The organism is Caulobacter sp. GW821-FHT10A06 (assembly GCF_059415805.1).
This window is the reverse complement of sequence record NZ_JBWKNY010000003.1, coordinates 186,682-203,157: the sequence shown is the minus strand read 5'-3', so window position 1 is coordinate 203,157 and position 16,476 is coordinate 186,682. Positions and strand designations below refer to the sequence as shown.

General features: G+C 66.8%; 17 protein-coding genes and 1 pseudogene. 13 read left to right on the top strand and 5 right to left on the bottom strand.

Going from position 1 to position 16,476, the window contains the following annotated elements; genetic code table 11:
* The first annotated feature begins 82 nt into the window (after positions 1-82).
* Entirely contained in the window at positions 83-721 is a 639-nt protein-coding gene (gene rnhB, locus AC07NF_RS08755) for a ribonuclease HII (RefSeq protein ID WP_494633748.1), read from the top strand.
* A 137-nt stretch (positions 722-858) separates the two neighbouring features.
* A complete protein-coding gene (locus AC07NF_RS08750; RefSeq protein WP_492813901.1) occupies positions 859-1,935 on the top strand; it encodes a site-specific DNA-methyltransferase in 1,077 nt (358 codons plus the stop codon).
* Positions 1,936-2,053: 118 nt separating this feature from the next.
* On the opposite strand, the gene AC07NF_RS08745 is transcribed toward AC07NF_RS08750, so the two are convergent.
* The 3 genes from AC07NF_RS08745 to mutY form a co-directional block, all read right to left on the bottom strand.
* The gene (locus AC07NF_RS08745) at positions 2,054-3,028 is read right to left on the bottom strand and encodes an alpha/beta fold hydrolase (protein ID WP_494633746.1); all 975 of its coding nucleotides are present in this window, start codon (positions 3,026-3,028) and stop codon (positions 2,054-2,056) included.
* 249 nt (positions 3,029-3,277) lie between these two features.
* Positions 3,278-3,655: an SMU1112c/YaeR family gloxylase I-like metalloprotein gene (gene gloA2, locus AC07NF_RS08740; RefSeq protein WP_494633744.1), complete on the bottom strand. Its 378-nt coding sequence runs from the start codon at positions 3,653-3,655 to the stop codon at positions 3,278-3,280.
* A 2-nt stretch (positions 3,656-3,657) separates the two neighbouring features.
* Positions 3,658-4,707, bottom strand: a complete 1,050-nt coding sequence (gene mutY, locus AC07NF_RS08735; RefSeq protein WP_494633742.1) for an A/G-specific adenine glycosylase — start codon at positions 4,705-4,707, stop codon at positions 3,658-3,660.
* A 47-nt stretch (positions 4,708-4,754) separates the two neighbouring features.
* On the opposite strand from mutY, the gene AC07NF_RS08730 reads away from it, so the two are divergent.
* The 4 genes from AC07NF_RS08730 (at position 4,755) to smc (ending at position 10,089) form a co-directional block, all read left to right on the top strand.
* A complete protein-coding gene (locus AC07NF_RS08730; protein ID WP_494633740.1) occupies positions 4,755-5,294 on the top strand; it encodes a DUF721 domain-containing protein in 540 nt (179 codons plus the stop codon).
* A 114-nt stretch (positions 5,295-5,408) separates the two neighbouring features.
* Positions 5,409-6,023 carry a DsbA family protein gene (locus AC07NF_RS08725; protein WP_494633739.1) on the top strand — a complete coding sequence of 205 codons (615 nt, stop codon included), beginning with the start codon at positions 5,409-5,411 and terminating at the stop codon, positions 6,021-6,023.
* Positions 6,023-6,628 (top strand): thioredoxin domain-containing protein, encoded by a 606-nt coding sequence (locus tag AC07NF_RS08720; protein ID WP_494633737.1) that lies wholly within the window; start codon positions 6,023-6,025, stop codon positions 6,626-6,628. The genes AC07NF_RS08725 and AC07NF_RS08720 overlap by 1 nt, the downstream gene beginning before the upstream one ends.
* 20 nt (positions 6,629-6,648) lie before the next feature.
* On the top strand, positions 6,649-10,089 hold the full coding sequence (gene smc / locus AC07NF_RS08715) for a chromosome segregation protein SMC (protein ID WP_494633735.1): 3,441 nt from the start codon (positions 6,649-6,651) through the stop codon (positions 10,087-10,089).
* Here smc and AC07NF_RS08710 read toward each other — a convergent pair whose 3' ends face one another.
* Both AC07NF_RS08710 and AC07NF_RS08705 read right to left on the bottom strand, forming a co-directional pair.
* A complete protein-coding gene (locus AC07NF_RS08710) occupies positions 10,090-10,869 on the bottom strand; it encodes a TSUP family transporter (protein WP_494633733.1) in 780 nt (259 codons plus the stop codon).
* Between the two features lie 46 nt (positions 10,870-10,915).
* A complete protein-coding gene (locus AC07NF_RS08705; RefSeq protein ID WP_494633732.1) occupies positions 10,916-11,305 on the bottom strand; it encodes a DUF6481 family protein in 390 nt (129 codons plus the stop codon).
* Positions 11,306-11,653: 348 nt separating this feature from the next.
* Between AC07NF_RS08705 and AC07NF_RS08700 the strand changes: the two genes are divergently transcribed.
* The 7 genes and pseudogenes from AC07NF_RS08700 (at position 11,654) to AC07NF_RS08670 (ending at position 16,413) form a co-directional block, all read left to right on the top strand.
* Positions 11,654-12,034, top strand: coding sequence for an AtpZ/AtpI family protein (locus AC07NF_RS08700; RefSeq protein ID WP_492813883.1), 381 nt, complete (start codon positions 11,654-11,656; stop codon positions 12,032-12,034).
* Positions 12,035-12,039: 5 nt separating this feature from the next.
* Positions 12,040-12,801 carry a F0F1 ATP synthase subunit A gene (locus tag AC07NF_RS08695; protein ID WP_492813881.1) on the top strand — a complete coding sequence of 254 codons (762 nt, stop codon included), beginning with the start codon at positions 12,040-12,042 and terminating at the stop codon, positions 12,799-12,801.
* A 47-nt stretch (positions 12,802-12,848) separates the two neighbouring features.
* Positions 12,849-13,073 (top strand): F0F1 ATP synthase subunit C, encoded by a 225-nt coding sequence (locus tag AC07NF_RS08690; protein WP_004615714.1) that lies wholly within the window; start codon positions 12,849-12,851, stop codon positions 13,071-13,073.
* Between the two features lie 130 nt (positions 13,074-13,203).
* A complete protein-coding gene (locus AC07NF_RS08685; protein WP_494633728.1) occupies positions 13,204-13,737 on the top strand; it encodes a F0F1 ATP synthase subunit B family protein in 534 nt (177 codons plus the stop codon).
* A gap of 10 nt (positions 13,738-13,747) precedes the next feature.
* Positions 13,748-14,257 (top strand): F0F1 ATP synthase subunit B, encoded by a 510-nt coding sequence (locus AC07NF_RS08680; protein ID WP_492813877.1) that lies wholly within the window; start codon positions 13,748-13,750, stop codon positions 14,255-14,257.
* 146 nt (positions 14,258-14,403) lie between these two features.
* Positions 14,404-15,309 (top strand): annotated as a pseudogene (locus AC07NF_RS08675) (IS1595 family transposase); the annotation flags it as partial.
* A gap of 705 nt (positions 15,310-16,014) precedes the next feature.
* Complete coding sequence (locus AC07NF_RS08670; protein WP_494633726.1) at positions 16,015-16,413, top strand: TonB family protein; 399 nt, start codon at positions 16,015-16,017, stop codon at positions 16,411-16,413.
* Positions 16,414-16,476: the final 63 nt, after the last annotated feature.

The window sequence follows — 16,476 nt, the reverse complement described above, 5'->3', positions numbered from 1 at the left end:
AGACCAAGCCTCATCGTCAAGAGAAATAATTACATCCGTAAACTTCTTTTCCGCTCTCGCGAACCGGCCTAAACACCGATCCATGCGCACCGGACCCGACATGATGCTGGAACTGGCCTGCGGACAGGGCCCTGTCTGCGGGGTGGACGAGGCCGGGCGCGGTCCCTGGGCCGGGCCGGTCAGCGCCGGCGCGGTGATCCTGGATCCCGACCGCATCCCCAAGGGCCTGAACGACTCCAAGAAACTCACCGCCAAGGCCCGCGCGGCCCTGGAGGAAGAGATCAAGGCCGTCGCCATCTCGTGGTGCGTCGGCATGGCCTCGATCGACGAGATCGCGCAGCTCAACATCCTGCACGCCGCCGGCCTGGCCATGTGCCGCGCCATCGAGGGCCTGTCGGTGACCCCGGCCATCGCGCTGGTCGACGGCAACTACGCCTTCAAGCTACCCTGCCCGATCAAGACCGTGGTCAAGGGCGACAGCCTGTCATGCTCGATCGCCGCCGCCTCGATCCTGGCCAAGGAAGCCCGCGACCGGATCATGGTCGAGATGGACGCGGTCTATCCCGGCTACGGCTTCGCCGGCCACAAGGGCTACCACGCCCCGATCCACGTCGAAGGCTTGCGCAAGCTTGGCCCTTCGCCGATCCACCGGCTGGGCTGGGCGCCGGTGAAGGCCGCCCTGGCCGGCGAGCTTGCCGCGCCCGAAGACCTAGCCCTCTGATCACAAAGAGGTTTTGAGTCTGATCAGACTCAAAAGGTCGCTTTCGGGTAGAGTTAACGCCCCGCTAACCACGTCTGCACACGTCGCATTTACCAGCAAGACTCATGATTCCGTTCGCTTTCTAAAGGAACGGGACCATGAAGTTCGGGCCGGAAACCATCATTCTGGGCGACTGCATCGAGCAGATGAACGCCCTGCCGGAGAAGTCGGTCGACCTGATCTTCGCCGACCCGCCCTACAATCTTCAGCTGGGCGGCGACCTGCTGCGTCCCGACAATTCCAAGGTCGACGCGGTCGACGACCACTGGGACCAGTTCGAGAGCTTCGCCGCCTACGACCAGTTCACCCGCGCGTGGCTGAAGGCCGCCCGTCGAGTCCTGAAGGACGACGGCGCGATCTGGGTGATCGGCAGCTATCACAACATCTTCCGCGTCGGCGTGGCCGTGCAGGACCTGGGCTTCTGGATCCTCAACGACATCGTCTGGCGCAAGTCCAACCCGATGCCCAACTTCAAGGGCACCCGCTTCGCCAACGCTCACGAGACCCTGATCTGGGCCTCCAAGAGCCAGAACGCCAAGCGCTACACCTTCAACTATGACGCCCTGAAGATGGCCAATGACGAGGTGCAGATGCGCTCGGACTGGACCATCCCGCTGTGCACCGGCGAGGAGCGCATCAAGGGCGCCGACGGCCAGAAGGCGCACCCGACCCAGAAGCCGGAAGCGCTGCTGTACCGGGTCATCATGTCGACGACCAAGCCGGGCGACGTGATCCTGGATCCGTTCTTCGGCGTCGGCACCACGGGCGCGGCCGCCAAGCGCCTGGGCCGCAAGTTCATCGGCATCGAGCGCGAGGCCGAATATCTGGAACACGCCAAGGCCCGCATCGCCAAGGTCGTGCCGATCGCGCCGGAAGACCTCGAGGTCATGGGCAGCAAGCGCGCCGAGCCGCGCGTGCCTTTCGGCACCATCGTCGAGACCGGCCTGCTGTCGCCTGGTGACACGCTGTACTGCAGCAAGGGCAACCACGCCGCCAAGGTGCGTCCGGACGGCTCGATCACGGTCGGCGACCTGTCAGGCTCGATCCACAAGATCGGCGCCCTGGTCCAATCGGCCCCGGCCTGCAACGGCTGGACCTACTGGCACTTCAAGACCGACGCCGGCCTGGCCCCCATCGACGTGCTGCGGGCGCAGGTGCGCGCGGGCATGAACTAGGCCTCGTAGGCCTGGCGCTCGTAGCCCGGCCGCTGCCGAAAGGTTGGAGGTCGACGTTCGACCCTAGTGGGACGTTCGCACGGTTGACGTCCTGGCGGGTTTCGAATGTGAGGCGCGATCATTCGTGGCGTGAAGCCTGAACATCCCCGACGACTTCCCGGATGGCGTCGATTACCGCGCCCGGTTGATCCCCCTGGATGGTGTGGCCAGATCGCGGAACGACAATGACCTTGCCTCTTGTGGACCTGGCCGCCAGGCCCACGTGACCGGCCCGCCAAACCATCGTCAGCCGCGCGTTGAGATCCGCGTTCCTCGTATAGCTCCAGCCAGAGGCATTGGTCAGAACCGTCAGAGGCATGCTTCCGAACGCGCGAGCGGCGGCGGCCTCCTGTTCGTTGGAAATCGATGTCGGTTCGCCGATGATGCCGGTCAGCGCGGCCTCTTCGGCCAACATGCCCTCGTACTGTTTAGGTCCACTGCAGTAGTCCGCAATGTAGCTGGCCAGTTCAGGCTGATCCTTGGGCGTGGTGATGCAGGGGCACGAGCCCAGGCTGGTCTTCAGTCGTCCTGCTCGCGCAAGATCGGCGCATTTTCGCATGAGCTTCCCGCCTTCAACCTGCTTGGCGCGCTGCTCGGCGAGGATATCGGGATAACCTGACCAGGCAGCCAGGACGTTGTCGTGGCTCTGACTGGCGAATCCGGGATCCACGAGAACAAGCCCTGCGACCTCGGAGGGATAGAGGTCGGCATAGAGCGTCGCATAAAGACCCCCTGCTGAATGTCCGACCAGAACCAGCGGCGAGCGGATCTCCGCCCGACCAAGGGCCTGATGTAGATCATCCACGATATTGGTCGCCGTCGAAGGACGGTCGTTGGGACTGCTAAAGCCGTACCCGGCCCGGTCGTAGGAACAGACGCGCGCGAACTTGGCGATTTCGCCCTGCACCTTCCGCCAGGCGGTGCTGAAGCGACCACCGCCAGCGTCGAGAATGACCGTCGTCGGCCCTTCTCCAACGCAGCGTAGATTCAGCAGTCTTCCACCGGATACAGGGACGAGTTGGCCAGGCTGCGTATAGTCCAGAGGCCCGGTCACAGGCCCCGCAACACACATTTGCGCTGCGCCTAAGGCTAGAGCCGCGCCGATCCAGGCCAAGTGTTTACGGCGCAGAGGCCTTGCGATAAATTTTCCCAAGGCTGCATGGTCCCCAAGCTAGAGCTCGCCTGGACCGCATGAATTACATTTGTAGTTCTCGTCGTCAATGAGATGATGTCGAGCACCAACAGGTGGGGCCGCTTCCCACCCTTAGCGGAACTCCACGCAGTCCGCTCATCAGGCGGCCCACTAGACCTCGTAGAGCTCCAGCGGCAGCCCGTCGGGGTCGGCGAAGAAGGTGAACTTGCGGTCGGTATATTCGTCGATCCGCACCGGCTCGCACACGACGCCCAACGCGGTCAGCCGCGCGACCTCGGCCTCCAGATCCGGCGTGACGAAGGCCAGGTGGCGCAGGCCGCAGGCTTCCGGATAGCTGGGCCGGGGCGGCGGCGAGGGGAACGAGAAGAGCTCGATCTGGGCGTTGCCGGTGTCCAGGTCGCACTTCCACGAGTTCCGCGCCTCGCGGAAGACCTCGCGGATCACCGCAAAGCCCAGCACCTCGACATAGAAGCGCCGGGACCGGCCGTAGTCCGAGCAGATGACGGCGACGTGGTGAATGCTGGGCATGGTCAGATCAGTCGCTCCCCGACCAGCGCCGCCTTCAGGAACACGCTGGGCAGCGCGCTCAATCCTTCGCGCGGAGTCCAGACGAAGTCGCCGTCGTTCGCGCCCGTTGCCGTGAACACCCGCAAGGTCAGCGAGAAGTGGGTGAAGACGTGCTCGACCGCGCCCAGGTCGCGCCAGGCGGCGGCGACGGGCGTGGCGGCAATGGCCTCGGCGTCGGTGAACGGGCTCGCCCGCCAATCGCTGGTGGGCAGGCCCAGCATGCCGCCCAGCAGGCCTTTCGGCGGGCGGCGGACCAGGGCCATCTCGTCGCCGCGCGTCAGGACATAGGCGACGCCGTGGCGGCGCGGACGGTCGGCCTTCTTGGTCTTGCGGGGATAGGTCTCGGGCGCGCCGCCTTGGAACGCCGCGCACCAGGTCGAGATCGGGCAGCGGTCGCACAGCGGCGACTTCGGCTTGCAGACCGTGGCCCCCAGATCCATCAGCGCCTGCGCCCAGTCGCCGGGGCGGTCGTCGGTGACCAGCTCGCCGGCCAGGGCCTTGAGCTCGGGCTTGGCGTCCGGCAGCGGTGTCTCGACGGCGAACAGCCGCGACATCACCCGCTCGACATTGCCGTCGACGACATTGGCGGCGCGGTCGAAGGCGATCGCGGCCACGGCGGCGGCGGTATAGGCGCCCACGCCGGGCAGGGCGCGCAGGCCCTCTTCGGTGTCCGGGAAGACGCCACCATGCTGGCTGGCCACCGCGCGAGCACAGGCCAGAAGGTTGCGGGCGCGGGCGTAGTAGCCCAGCCCCGCCCAGGCGGCCATCAGGTCACCGTCCTCCACCGCCGCCAGGTCCGAGACGGTCGGCCAGCGCTGGGTGAAGCTCAGGAAATACGGCGTGGCGTGCGGCACGGTGGTCTGCTGCAGCATCACCTCCGACAGCCAGACGCGGTAGGGATCGCTGCGCACCCCCGCGCGCCGGTCGCCGGGCGAGGTGCGCCAGGCTAGGTCGCGGGCCTGGGCGTCGTACCAGGCCAAGAGGGCCGAGCGGATCTGATCGCGGTGTTTCATCTCCCCTCGCCTACCGCGAACGGCCCGCCGCGTGCTAGCCTTCCCGCATGCGCCGCCCCCTGCCCACCGCCGAAGAAGCGCTCGCGATCCTGCGGAGCAAGCGCACCAAGCCGCAGTTCCGCACCCCGCCGCCCGCCGGCAAGAACCTCGCGCCGCTGCTCAAGGCGCTGGAGACCCAGTTTGGCCAAGGCCCCGCCGTGCTGCAGGCCCGCTGGCGCGAGATCGTCGGCGACACTCTCGCGCGTCGGACGGAGCCGGTCCGCATCATCAAGGGTCGCAACGGCGAAGGCGGCGCGCTGGAGCTGCGCGTCGATGGCCCCGTGGCCTCGCTGATCCAGCACCAGGCCCCGCAGATCACCGCCCGCCTGGACATGCTGCTGGGCAAGGGCGTGGTCACGCGCCTGCGCATCGTCCAGGGTCCGGTCAAGGCCCCCGCCGCGCCCGCGACCCAGGTCCGCCGCCGCAAGCCGCCTCTGGACGCCGCCCAGGAAAAAGAGCTGACCGACAGCCTGGCCGACCAGCCGGACGGCGAGCTGAAACAGGCCCTCTTGAAGCTGGGTCGCGGCGTGCTGCAATCGCAGCGCTGAGCCGGTTGACAAGCGCTGCTCGCTCAAGCTCTTGAGCCAGTCACGGTTGCGCCTTTTTCGCTCGCTAGCGAGAATCGCGTTTAACTTCCCAATCGACCGCCGAAGGGCCTTTTCATGCGTTCGCTGATCACCCGCGTCACCCTCATCGCCGCTCTCGCGGCCAGTCTCGCCGCCTGCGGCCCCAAGGGGACCAAGGTCACGGCCGAGGACATGACCCTGGGCAATCCGAACGCCAAGGTCACGGTCGTCGAATACGCCTCGGTCGCCTGCCCGCACTGCGCCAAGTGGAACGAGGAAGTCTTCCCGGCCTTCAAGGCCAAGTACATCGACACCGGCAAGGTCAACTACGTGGCCCGCGAGGCCCTGACCGGCGAGCCGACCCTGGCCAACGCCGGCGCCATGCTGGCCCGCTGCGCCGGCAAGGATAAGTACTTCCAGGTGACCGACGCCCTGTACCACGCCCAGGCCAGCATCTTCCAAACCGGCGACATCCGCGGCGAACTGCTGACCATCGCCCGCGCCGCCGGCATGAGCGAAGCGCAGTTCAACAGCTGCCTCAGCGACGAGAACGCGGCCAAGTCGGCCGAGCGTCTCGACAAGCAGATGAAGGCCGACAAGATCCAAGGCACCCCGACCTTCATCGTCAACGGCAAGAAGGTCGGCGGCGAAGAGGGCGGCGAAGCCACCCTGGCCCAGCTGGACGCCGCCATCGCGGAAGCCTCCAAGTAATGGCTCTGGACCGGCGCGCCCTGCTCGTTTCCGGCCTGGCGGTGACCGCGAGCGCCTCGGCCGCGCGCGCCGCGCCGCTGCCGGCGCTTTCGGGCGACATGGTGCTGGGCTCGGCCAAGGCGCCGATCCAGCTGGTGGTCTACGCCTCGGCGAGTTGCCCGCACTGCGCCCACTGGTGGACGACGGTCCAGCCGCAGGTGCGCAAGAGCTTCATCGACACCGGCAAGGTGCGCCTGGTGTTCCGCGAATTCCTGACCCCGCCCAACGAGTTCGCGGCGGCAGGCTTCATGCTGTGCCGTCGGATTCCGGGGAAGTATTTCGAGGTGCTGACCACCGTCTTCCAGAAGCAGGAAGAGATCTATCGCAGCGAGCGGCTGTTCGAGGGCCTGCAAGCCATCGGCAAGCAGTACGGCCTGACCGACGACCAGTTCAAGGCGGCCCTGAGCGACGACGCGGCGCTGAAGGCGGTCAATGACCGCTTCGCCAAAGCGATCGACGACGGCATCGAGGGCACGCCGACCTTCTTCGTCAACGGCGCGCCCTACGACCACAGCGCCGACTTCGCGGTGCTCTCCAAGGCCTTCGCCTCGGCGGCGAAGCGCTGAGCCTCTAAGGGACCGCCTCCGTGCAGTTCCAGCGTCTCCGCCTCTCGGGCTTCAAGTCCTTCGTCGAGCCGACCGAGTTTCGGATCGAGCCCGGGCTGACGGGCATTGTCGGCCCGAACGGCTGCGGCAAGTCGAACTTGCTGGAAGCCCTGCGCTGGGTGATGGGCGCCAACTCGGCCAAGGCCATGCGGGCCGGCGGCATGGACGACGTCATCTTCGCCGGCAGCGGCGCCCGCCCGCCGCGCAACCACGCCGATGTGGCCCTGACCATCGACAACGCCGACCGCACAGCCCCGGCCCAGTTCAACGACGATCCGGTGCTGGAGGTCGTGCGCCGCATCGATCGCGGGGCCGGCTCGACCTACAAGATCAACGGACGTGAGGTGCGGGCCCGCGACGTCCAGCTGCTGTTCGCCGACGCCTCGACCGGCGCAAACTCGCCGGCCCTGGTGCGCCAGGGCCAGATCAGCGAGCTGATCGGCGCCAAGCCGCAGAACCGCCGCCGCATCCTGGAAGAGGCCGCCGGGGTCTCAGGCCTTCACACCCGCCGCCACGAGGCCGAGCTGCGGCTGCGGGCGGCCGAGAGCAACCTCTCGCGCCTGGAGGACGTGGCCCGCGAGCTTGAGACGGCCCTGAACCGCCTCAAGCGCGAGGCCCGCCAGGCCGAGAAGTACAAGCGCCTGTCGTCCGAGATCCGCGCCGTGCAGGGCGCGGTGCTCTACGCTCGCTGGACCGAGGCCCGTGACACCCTGGAGCGCACCCAGCGCGAGGCCACAGAAGCCGCCCGCACTGTCGAGGAAACCGCTCGCGCCAGCGCCGCAGCCCAGGTGGCCATCACCGAAGCCGAGGCCGCCATGCCGCCGCTGCGGGAAGAGGCGACCATCGCCCAGGCGATCCTGGGCCAGCTGGCCATCCAGAAGGATCGCGCCGAGCGCGAGGCCGAAGCTGCTTCGGCCGAGTTCGAGCGGCTCAAGAACGATCTGGCTCGCATCGACGACGACCGCGCCCGCGAGAGCCAGGCCAAGGACGACGCCGCCGCCGCCCTGGCCCGCATCGACGCCGAGCTGGCCGAGGTCCGCGCCCTGGTCGCCGCCGCGCCGGAGCGGGGTCCCGAGCTGGAAGCCGCCGCCAAGGCCGCCGAGACCGCACGGGCCGCCGCCGAGACCCAGGTCGAGCAGCTGGCCGCTCGCGTCGCCGCCGAGGAGGCGCAAGGCCGCGCCGCCGCCGCGCGCCTGTCCGAAGCCGAGGCTCGCGCCAACCGCACCAACCGCGCCCTCGACCAGGCCAAGGCCGAGCGCGCCGCCGTCGGTCCCGAGATCGACCCGGCCGCCGCCGACGCCCGCCAGCGCTTCGCCAATGCCGAGGCCGCGCTGGCCGCCGCCCGCGCGGCGCTGGAAGAGGCCGAGAACGAACGGGTGAAGGCCGCTGAGCAGGAGGCCCAGGCCCGCCAGCTGGCTCGCAATGTCGAGGACCAGTTGGGCCGCCTGCGCACCGAGGCTCGGGGCCTGGCCCAGCTCACGGCTCCGCGCAGCAAGAGCGGCCACGCCCCGGCCTTGGACAGCGTCGCGCCCGACAAGGGCTACGGCGCGGCCCTGGCGGCGGCGCTGGGCGATGACCTGGACGCGGCCCTGGACGCCAAAGCGCCCTCGTACTGGGGCGGCGCGGAAGCCGCTGCCCCGACCTGGCCGGAGGGCGCCCAGCCGCTGGCGCCGCTGGTCAAGGCGCCGCCCGCCCTGGCCGCCCGCCTCTCGCACGTGGCCGTCGTGGCCCGCGCCGACGGGGATCGCCTGCAGAAGGACCTCAAGCCCGGCGCGCGCCTGGTGTCCAAGGAAGGCGACCTATGGCGCTGGGACGGCTTCGTGGCCCGCGCCGACGCGCCCAAGCCCGCCGCCGTTCGCCTGGAGCAGCGCACCCGCCTGGCCGAGGTCGAGACCGAGATCGACGTCCTGGCCCCCCGCGCCGAAGCCACCGCCGCCGCCCTGAAAACCGCCGCCGACCGCATGCGCGCCGTCGAGGACCTGTTACGCGACAAGCGCCGCGGCCCGCCCGACGCCGAGCGCCTGCTGACCAGCGCCCGCGAGCAGGTCGCCAAGTTCGAACGCGAGCAGGCCATGCGCGCGGCCCGCGCCCAGTCGCTGGACGACACCATCGCCCGCTTCGAAGCCGAGAAGGTCGAGTCCGATGCGGCATTGGCCTCAGCCCGCGAAGCCCACGCCGCCGCCCAGACCTCGGGCGATCTTCAACCGCAACTCGCCGAAGCCCGCCAGACCTCGGCCCAGGCTCGTGAAGCGGCCAGCGCCGCCCGCACCGCCCTGGACGTCGAGACCCGCGAACGCGCCGGGCGCCAGCGCCGCCTGGAGAGCCTGGAGCGTGACCGCGCCGACTGGGCCAAGCGCGCCGAGACCGCCGGCAAGCGCACCGAGTCCCTGGAAGCCGACCGCGTGAAGGCCGCCGCCGCCCTGGAGGGCGCCCGCGAGGCCCCTGCGGCCTTGCAGGAAAAGCTGGTCGCCCTGCTGGACGAGTTCGGCGCCGCAGAGGCTCGCCGCGCCAAGGCCAGCGACGCCCTGGAGGCCGCCGAGACCCTGCGCCTCAACAACGACCGCACCGCCCGCGCCGCCGAGCAGGCCGCCGGCGAAGCCCGCGAGAAACGCGCCTCGCTGGTCGCCCACCTGGACGGCGCTCGCCAGCGCTTTGGCGAGGTCGCCTCGGCCATCCGCGAGCAGGCCCGCATGGAGCCCGAGGAGCTGGGCCGCCACGTCGCCGGCGAGGCGGTGGCCGTGCCGAAGGACGCCGCCGGGGTCGAGGCCCACCTGTTCGCGCTGGAACGCGAGCGCGACGCCATCGGCCCCGTGAACCTGCGCGCCGAGGAAGAGGCCCAGGAATATGCCGGCCGCCTGGAGATCATGCGCGTCGAGCGGGCCGACCTGTCGGGCGCGGTGACCAAGCTGCGGGCCGGCATCGAGGAGCTGAACGCTGAGGGGCGTGAACGCCTGCTGGCCGCCTTCGACGTGATCAACGCCAATTTCCAGACCCTCTTCCAGGCCCTGTTCGGCGGCGGCCAGGCCGAGCTGAAGCTGATCGAGAGCGATGACCCGCTGGAAGCTGGTCTGGAGATCTTCGCCTGCCCGCCCGGCAAGCGCATGGCCAGCATGAGCCTGATGAGCGGCGGCGAGCAGGCCCTGACCGCCAGCGCCCTGATCTTCGGCGTGTTCCTGGCCAATCCGGCCCCGATCTGCGTGCTGGACGAAGTCGACGCGCCGCTGGATGACGCCAATGTCGACCGCTACTGCAACATGCTGGACGAGATGCGCCGGCGCACCCAGACGCGCTTCATCGCCATCACCCACAATCCGGTGACCATGAGCCGGATGGACCGCCTGTTCGGCGTGACCATGGCCGAGCGCGGCGTCAGCCAGCTGGTCAGCGTGGATCTGAGCACGGCTGAAAAGCTGGTGGCGTAGCTAGAAGCCGATCGCCTGGCGGATGGGGTTGGCGGGATCGGCCAGCAGCTTGATGGCCATGGCGCACGAGATCACCACCAGCAGCGGCCGGATCAGCTTTGGTCCGAAGCGCATGGCCAGGCGCGAGCCGACCTGGGCGCCGATGAACGCCCCTGCGGCCATGGCCAAGCCCACCGGCCAGACGACCGCGCCCTTGATGATGAACAGGGTCAGACTGCCCAGGTTGCTGGCGGCGTTGGCCAGCTTGGTGTGGGCGGTGGCCTTGAGCACGCCGTAGCCCAGCAGGGTCACGATCGCGACCATGTAGAAGGCCCCCGCGCCGGGTCCGAAGATGCCGTCGTAGAAGCCGACCAGCGGCGTGACGAAACAGGCGAACGGGATCAGCGCCATGCGCGGCGCCACGTCCTCGGCCTTGAGGGCGCGCGAGAAGCCGAAATAGAGGGCGATTGCGATCAGCAGCAGCGGCACGATGGCCCGCAGCAGCTGCGGCGACAGCAGGCTGGCGCACAGGGCGCCGCAAAGGCCCGCGATCGCGGCCGCGCCGGCGACCGGCAGGGCGGTCTTCCACTCGATCAGGCCGCGCCGGGCGAAGGCCGTGGTCGAGGACAGGGCGCTGACGGCGCCCTGAAGCTTGTTGGTGCCCAGGGCCTGGACCGGCGACAGACCCGCCAGCAGCAGGGCCGGCAGGGTCACCAGGCCACCGCCGCCGGCGATGGCGTCGAGCGCCCCCGCCAAGGCGGCAACCACGAACAGGCTGGCGAGGACGTCGAGATGCGCCATCAGCATAACAGGTCAAGAAAAAGGGGCCCCGAAGGACCCCTGATCTTTAACCCAGCAGGTGGCCCCATTGCTGGGCCCGCGATTGCTTGCTGTTGGTCGTCTTGCCCAAGGCGCGCAGCTCGTCGCGCTCCTTGGCCTTCTCTTCCTTGCGGACGCGCATCTCGGCAGCTTCCTGCGTCTTGCGTTCCTTACGCTCGGCGCGCTTGACGGCCATGATCGCCTCTTGGCGAGCCACGGCTTCGAGGCGGGCGACTTCCTTGGCTTCGGCGCGGGCGGCGCGGACGGCTTCGAGTTCGGCGGCGCGAAGCTCTTCACGCTTGTCGAAATCGGGATCCTGCACGGTCGGCTTGGCCTTGAACTTGGCCAGCATGGCCTTCTTGGCTTCCTGCTGCGAGGAAATACGATCGGCGAATCCGGTGTTCTTCAGGTGCGACATGAATCTTCGTGTTGTTTGGAGGCGGCGGCTCTAAAGCCCAGATTTACGCAAAAATCAATGCGTCATCGGGTCCGTCGCCCCTTGCCTATTGGGGGTGACGCCGAAAGAGCACGCTCCATATAGGAACGGTTCCGCGCTTTGGTAGACCCGTTAACCGGTCCCGATTGGGGATCGTTTTGCCCCCGCCCGAAGCCGAAGGCTAAATCCTTAAGTATTCCCGTCACTTGGCCCGCGAACCGCTCGCCTTGACGCACCGCAGCGAGGTCTATAGGTTCCGCGCCGATCAAGCCGGCCGGAATTGCGCCTTGTTTTGGCGCGTCCGCGGCGTTTTCGGACCTGCCGCTTCCCATGCCCAAGGCCGACGAACCGAACGACAAGGCCCTCGCAAGCCTCGACGCTCGGCTCGACGCATTTGAGGCGAAGAAGGCGGCGGAAAAGCCCGCGAAAGCGGCGACCGAAAAGGCCAACCAGGACGGTTACCGTCTGTTGGCGGATTTGATCGGGGGCGTATTGGTGGGTCTCGGCTTCGGCTGGTTGCTCGATCACTACGTCCACACGAGCCCCTGGGGCATGGTCGGCGGTCTGCTGATCGGTCTGGGGCTCGCGATATTCTCCATCGTCCGCAAGGCGATGAAACTAAGCGCGCAGGCGTCGGCGCCGTCCCCACAAGGGAATGCCGACGGACACACGGGAGACGGGTCTACCGTCCCCAAGCAGAAGAGAGACTAGGGCCAATGGCCGATCCGATGCACCAGTTCCAGATCGCGAAGATCGTGGAACTGCCCACCGTGACCGTTCCCGGCCTCGGCGCGATCGACCTGTCGATCACGAACTCCGTGGCCGCGATGATGCTGGCGGCGCTGCTGGTCATCACGTTCTACAGCCTGGCCGCGCGCAAGGCCGTCATCCCGGGCCGCCTGCAGGCGGTGGGCGAGATGCTCTACGGACTGGTCGATGGGCTCGCGGAGTCGATCATCGGCCACGAAGGCAAGAAGTTCATGCCCTTCGTCTTCACGCTGTTTGCCTTCGTGCTGTTCATGAACATCCAGGGCATGTTCCTGGTGTTTACCGCCACGTCGCAGCTGGCCGTGACCCTGACGCTGGGCCTGATGGTCATCCTGACCGTGGTCGCCGTCGGCTTCGCCAAGAACGGCCTGAAGTTCTTCAAGCTGTTCGCGCCGTCGGGCGTTCCCCCGGTGCTGTACATCCTGCTGGTGCCGATCGAGATCCTGTCGTTCCTGATCCGCCCGATCACCCTGGGCCTTCGTCTGTTCGGCAACATGCTGGGCGGCCACGTCGTGCTGAAGATCTTCGCCGGTTTCGTGATCGCCCTGGGCGGTCTCGGCGTCCTGGGCTGGGCCGGTTCGGCCCTGGCCCTGACCTCGGTCGTCGCCCTGACGGCCCTCGAGTTCATGGTGGCCTTCCTGCAGGCCTTCGTGTTCGCGGTGCTCGCATGCGTCTACATCAACGACGTCGTGCACCTCGACAGCCACTGATCAACCTTTAGTCTTTCCAACAAATACCCTTCCAAGGAGTCTCTATCATGGACGCTGCTGCAGCTAAGTACATCGGCGCTGGCCTGGCCATGCTCGGCATGATCGGCGCGGGCGTTGGCCTGGGCGTGATGTTCGGCAACTACTTCCAAGGCGCCCTGCGTAACCCGACCGCCGCCGCTCAAGAGCGCCCGATGCTGTTCCTGGGCATGGCTCTGACGGAAGCCCTGGGCATCTTCGCCCTGGTCATCGCCTTCCTGATCCTGTTCTCGTAATCGGATCCTGGGGAGCGCGGACGCTTCGTTCGGAAGCGCCGCGCTCCTTGTCTTATTTTTTTGCGTCCTCTTGATGCGGGCCGGTTTCCGGCCTGTTCGCGGACGCTCTAGCTGAGAGGCGCCTTCGCCCATGGCGACGGAACATCACGGCACGGTCGAGACGACTGAAACCCCCAAGCACGAAAGCGGCGGCCTTCCGCAGCTGCAGTTCGAGCACTGGGGTGGCCAGATCGTTTGGCTGCTGCTCATCTTCGCCGTTCTCTATGTCGTGCTGTCGAAGGTGCTCCTGCCCCGCGTCAGCGGCGCGATCGACGAGCGCGGCGGCAAGATCGCCGGCGACATCGCCGACGCCCGTCGCATGAAGGACGAGGCCGAAGCCCAGGCTCGCGCCGCCGCCGCGGAAGTGGCCGAGGCGCGCGCCAAGGCCCAGAAGACCGCCGCGGACGCCAAGGCCAAGGCCACGGCCGAAGCCGCCGAGCGTCAGGCCAAGGAAGAGGCCGCCCTGGCCGAGAAGCTGGCCGCGGCCGAAGCTTCGATCCAGGCCGCCCGCGACCAGGCCATGAGCCAGGTCCGCGTGGTCGCCGAAGAGACGGCCGGCGCGATCGTCGAGAAGCTGACGGGCAAGGCGGCCACGGCCGCTGAACTCAAGTCGGCTCTGGCTTAAGGAGCTGACGATGGAACACGAATCCCTGTTCAGCTTCTCGAACCCGGAATTCTGGGTTCTGGTCGCTCTGGTGATCTTCTTCGGCCTGCTGGTCGTGCTGAAGGTCCTGCCGGGCGCGCTGTTCGGCGCGCTGGACGGCTATGCCGCCAAGATCAAGGCCGAGCTCGACGAAGCCCAGCAACTGCGTGAAGAGGCCCAGGCCCTGCTCGCGGACGTGAAGGCCCAGCGCGAAGAAGCCGAGCGCCAGGCCACGGGCATGCTGGAAGCCGCCAAGGCCGACGCCAAGCGTCTGGCCGAGGAAGCCAAGGAAAAGCTCGAGGAGCAGATCAAGCGCCGCGCCGAGATGGCCGAACGCAAGATCGCTCAGGCCGAGGCGCAAGCCGCCGCCGACGTGAAGGCCGCCGCGGTGGATCTCGCCGCCCAGGCCGCCGAAGCGGTGCTGACGGCCCGTCTGGCCGGCGCCAAGAGCGACCCGCTCGCCGACGCCGCGATCAGCCAGCTGGGCTCCAAGCTGCAATAGCAGCGGGCTTAGGCGAACAAGACAGAGGGCGCGGATCGCAAGGTCCGCGCCCTTTTCTTTGGCGTAATACCCCTTCGCGTACCCACCCGTCTTGAATAACCCAAACCGGGTACCACCTAAGCGTTGCTTTTGGTGGGGTAGCGTCAATGTCCTTCCTGTCTCAGCCCTTCTTCCACAACGAGGAAGCCGCCTATGAGTACGTGGAGAGCAAGCTGTGGCCTGAGGGCCCGGTTTGTCCCCACTGCGGTGGCGTTGAGCGCATTGGGAAGCTGAAGGGATCCAGCACCAGGATCGGTGTCCACAAGTGCTACCAGTGCCGAAAGCCGTTCACCGTGAAGGTGGGCACTGTGTTCGAGAGCAGCCACGTTCCGATGCGGTACTGGCTTCAGGCTATCTGGCTGATCAGCTCATCGAAGAAGGGGTTCAGCTCAAATCAGCTGTCTCGGGTTCTGGGCGTCACGCTGAAGACGGCCTGGTTCATGAGCCATCGGATCAGAGAGGCCATGAGCGCCGCATCTCTTCCCATGTTCGGTGTCAACGGCGGAGCCGTGGAGGTGGACGAGACCTTCCTTGGCGTCGAGCCTGGGGCCCCAGTGAAACGATCCTTCCACCACAAGATGAAGGTGGTGAGTGTTTTGGACCGAGAGGCCAAAACGGTTATCAGCACCGTCGTGAATGACGTCTCTCCCACCACCATCGGCGCCATTTTGGACGAGCACGTTTCTCGGAATGCTCACCTGATGAGTGACGAAGGGAACGCCTACAAGACACTGGGTCCTAAGTTTGCCGCTCATGGCGTCGTGCACCATGGCCGCAAGGAGTACGTCAACGCGGATGATCCCTACATCCACACCGAAACGGTGGAGGGGTTCTATTCGATCTTTAAACGCGGGATGCGCGGCATATATCAGCACTGCCAGAAGATCCATCTTCAGCGGTACTGCAACGAGTTCGATTTCAGGTATAATCACCGTACGGCCAAGGGCATCGATGATGCTGGCCGATCCGAAGCTCTCTTGATGGGCGTTGTGGGCCGACGGCTCACCTATCGCCAGATGGTCGAAGGCTCATGCCGCGGAACACATTCGACGACCCAGACCAAAGCCGACGGTTCCTCGACGCGGCACAGGAGCAGGTGGAGAACGAAGCCCTCTCGGTGGAAGAATCGCGCGCCAGGTTCGAGGCCACCGTCGGTGCCAGCCGCGTAGACCCTGAGCCTGGTTCAAGAGCTGCCATCATTGAGAAGCAAACGGCTGAATTCAGCCGCAGGATGCTAGAGCGCGCCTTGAGCAAACAACCGAAGCGGGCCGATTAGCCCCTGCAATGCTCCCACTGCGTCGTTGGCAGCTACCCTATCGACACCAAGCAGTGGCAGGGCATCTACCATCTCCAGGGCAGTCTCAGCGGCGTTTAAACCCTGCTGTGGGCTCCACGTCCCTGATGTGATCAGGTGAGTGAGAATTGCGTGCGACAGCGCAAACGCCGCGAGTCCGTATCCATCAGCCCCAGGCTCACTATCCATAGAAACCTCCTCAGGTGACAAGCACGCGCCATAGACGCATAGTCGCCGCTGTCGCGCACGAGGTTTGGTCACTGAGTCGCGACGCGCAATCGCGCGTGAACACAGGTCTCCGGCATTTTGTCGGGCGGCCTGCTCAATAAAATACCTGTCTCAGGGAATACGCAGGACGCGCTTCCCTGTGTTCGCGCGTGACCAACCGTCCCGGCTTGCGGTCGGGCGAACACAGGGGTTGTTCATGCGTGCCTGCCTGCTGGCAGCGACGATCTGCGTCGCTGCGTCCTCGACCCATGCCCAAGAGATCGTGAAGCCGACTTGGCTCAAGCAGCCAACGGACAAGGACGTTATGCGGTACTACCCGCATGATGCAGCCAAGGCTCGCGTCACAGGGCAAGCCGTCATCGATTGCAAGGTCTCCGCTAAGGGGACCGTCTACGACTGTGGTGTCGTTTCCGAGACGCCATCAGGATACGGCTTTGGGGGTGCCTCGGTGGCTATGTCCAGGATCTTCCGCATGACCCCCATGCTCGTTGATGGGCAACCGTCAGACGGAGGCCAAGTCACCATTCCTGTGAACTTCGACGTCCCGAAGACCTGGCTCCAGAAACTGGCTGACAATCTAGCCAAGGCCCCCTAAGGCCGCTTGGGTACGCCAACGGGCATTACGCCTTTTCTTTTGCCCCTCTTTTTTTGGCAGCAT

What these genes read in the sequence shown, in the direction of transcription:
- rnhB (WP_494633748.1), top strand. Translation starts at nt 83, where the DNA reads ATGCGCACCGGACCCGACATGATGCTGGAACTGGCCTGCGGACAGGGC.
- AC07NF_RS08750 (WP_492813901.1), top strand. Translation starts at nt 859, where the DNA reads ATGAAGTTCGGGCCGGAAACCATCATTCTGGGCGACTGCATCGAGCAG.
- gloA2 (WP_494633744.1), bottom strand. Translation starts at nt 3,655, where the DNA reads ATGCCCAGCATTCACCACGTCGCCGTCATCTGCTCGGACTACGGCCGG.
- mutY (WP_494633742.1), bottom strand. Translation starts at nt 4,707, where the DNA reads ATGAAACACCGCGATCAGATCCGCTCGGCCCTCTTGGCCTGGTACGAC.
- AC07NF_RS08730 (WP_494633740.1), top strand. Translation starts at nt 4,755, where the DNA reads ATGCGCCGCCCCCTGCCCACCGCCGAAGAAGCGCTCGCGATCCTGCGG.
- AC07NF_RS08725 (WP_494633739.1), top strand. Translation starts at nt 5,409, where the DNA reads ATGCGTTCGCTGATCACCCGCGTCACCCTCATCGCCGCTCTCGCGGCC.
- AC07NF_RS08720 (WP_494633737.1), top strand. Translation starts at nt 6,023, where the DNA reads ATGGCTCTGGACCGGCGCGCCCTGCTCGTTTCCGGCCTGGCGGTGACC.
- AC07NF_RS08710 (WP_494633733.1), bottom strand. Translation starts at nt 10,869, where the DNA reads ATGGCGCATCTCGACGTCCTCGCCAGCCTGTTCGTGGTTGCCGCCTTG.
- AC07NF_RS08705 (WP_494633732.1), bottom strand. Translation starts at nt 11,305, where the DNA reads ATGTCGCACCTGAAGAACACCGGATTCGCCGATCGTATTTCCTCGCAG.
- AC07NF_RS08700 (WP_492813883.1), top strand. Translation starts at nt 11,654, where the DNA reads ATGCCCAAGGCCGACGAACCGAACGACAAGGCCCTCGCAAGCCTCGAC.
- AC07NF_RS08695 (WP_492813881.1), top strand. Translation starts at nt 12,040, where the DNA reads ATGGCCGATCCGATGCACCAGTTCCAGATCGCGAAGATCGTGGAACTG.
- AC07NF_RS08690 (WP_004615714.1), top strand. Translation starts at nt 12,849, where the DNA reads ATGGACGCTGCTGCAGCTAAGTACATCGGCGCTGGCCTGGCCATGCTC.
- AC07NF_RS08685 (WP_494633728.1), top strand. Translation starts at nt 13,204, where the DNA reads ATGGCGACGGAACATCACGGCACGGTCGAGACGACTGAAACCCCCAAG.
- AC07NF_RS08680 (WP_492813877.1), top strand. Translation starts at nt 13,748, where the DNA reads ATGGAACACGAATCCCTGTTCAGCTTCTCGAACCCGGAATTCTGGGTT.
- AC07NF_RS08670 (WP_494633726.1), top strand. Translation starts at nt 16,015, where the DNA reads ATGCGTGCCTGCCTGCTGGCAGCGACGATCTGCGTCGCTGCGTCCTCG.